Source organism: Streptomyces sp. NPDC060205 (assembly GCF_042728395.1).
Lineage (GTDB): Bacteria > Actinomycetota > Actinomycetes > Streptomycetales > Streptomycetaceae > Streptomyces.
The window spans coordinates 1-1,537 of the sequence record NZ_JBHWZP010000632.1 but is presented as its reverse complement, the minus strand read 5'-3'; the positions used below and the strand labels follow the sequence as shown (position 1 = coordinate 1,537).

Here is a 1,537-nt window from a genome sequence, read left to right as displayed (position 1 = left end):
GCCCGAGTCAGTGACGGGAACGGGTAGGGGCGGCGGGGGCGAGGAAAAGCCCTAACGGGCAAGGTGCCGCACCCGGTCCCAGACCCGCGCGTCCACTTCCCCGACCCGCCGCCGGAACTCCCGCACCGGCACCCCCCGCAACTCACCCGTCTCAAGAAAACTCGCGCGCCCCCGCGCATCCCCCACCGACCCCGCGGGCAGCGCGATGACCCCGCCCCGCCCGTCGTCGTGGAACTTCGTCGTGATCTTCGCGACCACGGCCCTGCGCCCTCGTACCGACAGGACCAGGCAGGGCCGGTCCTTCGCCCCGGGCTCGTCCTCGAACGGCACGTTCGCCCACCAGATCTCGGCGGGCCGGGGCCGCGACGGCCGCCGGACCTCGTCGACGCGCCCGGGCGGTCGCCGCGTGGGACGCCGCGCGGGACGCCGCCGAGCGGACGGCTTGCGACCCCGCCCCCACCCGTCCACGAACGTCGCCACGGCCGCCAGCAGCACCACGGCCGCGAGCGCGAGCCACCACGACATGTTCATGTGTACGACGGTACCCGGCAGGCCCGGGCCCACGCCCGCGCGCCCCCGAACCGGTGACACCGCAGGTGAGTTCCCCCACAACAGCCCTCGACGGAGGAGCGACCCGCCCTTTCGCGCCTTACGCTCGACGGACCGCACGACCCCCGTCACGACCCCCGTCTTCACTCCCCGCCCGCGGAGGTTTCTGCTCTATGAAGCTCACCGTCGTCGGCTGCTCGGGGTCGTTCCCGTCCGCGGAATCGGCCTGTTCGAGCTACCTCGTCGAGGCCGACGGCTTCCGGCTGCTTCTCGACATGGGCAACGGTGCCCTTGGCGAGCTGCAGCGCCACTGCGGTCTCTACGACCTTGATGCGATCTTCCTCAGCCATCTGCACGCCGACCACTGCATCGACATGTGCGCGTACTTCGTCGCGCGCTACTACCGCCATGACGGCGGCCGCTGCGATCCGATCCCGGTCTACGGACCCGAGGGCACGGAGCAGCGCCTGACCACCGCGTACGCGGACACCCCCTCCGCCTCCTCCATGAGCGAGGTCTTCGACTTCCACACCGTCAAACCGGGCTCCTTCGAGATCGGCCCGTTCTCGGTGCACACCGAGAAGGTCAGCCATCCCGTGGAGGCGTACGGCATCCGCGTGGAGCACGGCGGGCGGTCACTGACCTACTCCGGGGACACGGGCGTGTGCGACACGCTCGACGAACTGGCCCGGGACACGGACCTGTTCCTCTGCGAGGCCGCGTTCACCCACGGCAAGGAGAACATCCCGGACCTGCACCTCAACGGCCGCGAGGCCGGCGAGACCGCGACCCGCGCCGGCGCGCGCCGCCTGGTCCTGACCCACATCCCCCCGTGGACGGACCCCCAGGCGAACCTGGACCACGCCCGCGAGGTCTTCACCGGCCCGGTGGAACTGGCGACGCCGCGCGCCACGTACGACATCTGAGGAGGGCGTACGGCGTCCGAGGACGGCGTACGCAGCACAGGGCCCCCGGAGCAGATCCGCTC

Annotated in this window: 2 protein-coding genes; one reads left to right on the top strand and one right to left on the bottom strand. The window is 71.7% G+C overall.

Annotation, left to right across the window (positions count from 1 at the left end; genetic code table 11):
• Nucleotides 1-51: 51 nt before the first annotated feature.
• The gene (locus ACFWGJ_RS43640) at nucleotides 52-531 is read right to left on the bottom strand and encodes a type II toxin-antitoxin system PemK/MazF family toxin (protein WP_387334540.1); all 480 of its coding nucleotides are present in this window, start codon (nucleotides 529-531) and stop codon (nucleotides 52-54) included.
• A 191-nt stretch (nucleotides 532-722) separates the two neighbouring features.
• On the opposite strand from ACFWGJ_RS43640, the gene ACFWGJ_RS43635 reads away from it, so the two are divergent.
• Nucleotides 723-1,475 carry an MBL fold metallo-hydrolase gene (locus ACFWGJ_RS43635; RefSeq protein ID WP_385833415.1) on the top strand — a complete coding sequence of 251 codons (753 nt, stop codon included), beginning with the start codon at nucleotides 723-725 and terminating at the stop codon, nucleotides 1,473-1,475.
• The last annotated feature ends 62 nt before the right edge of the window (nucleotides 1,476-1,537 follow it).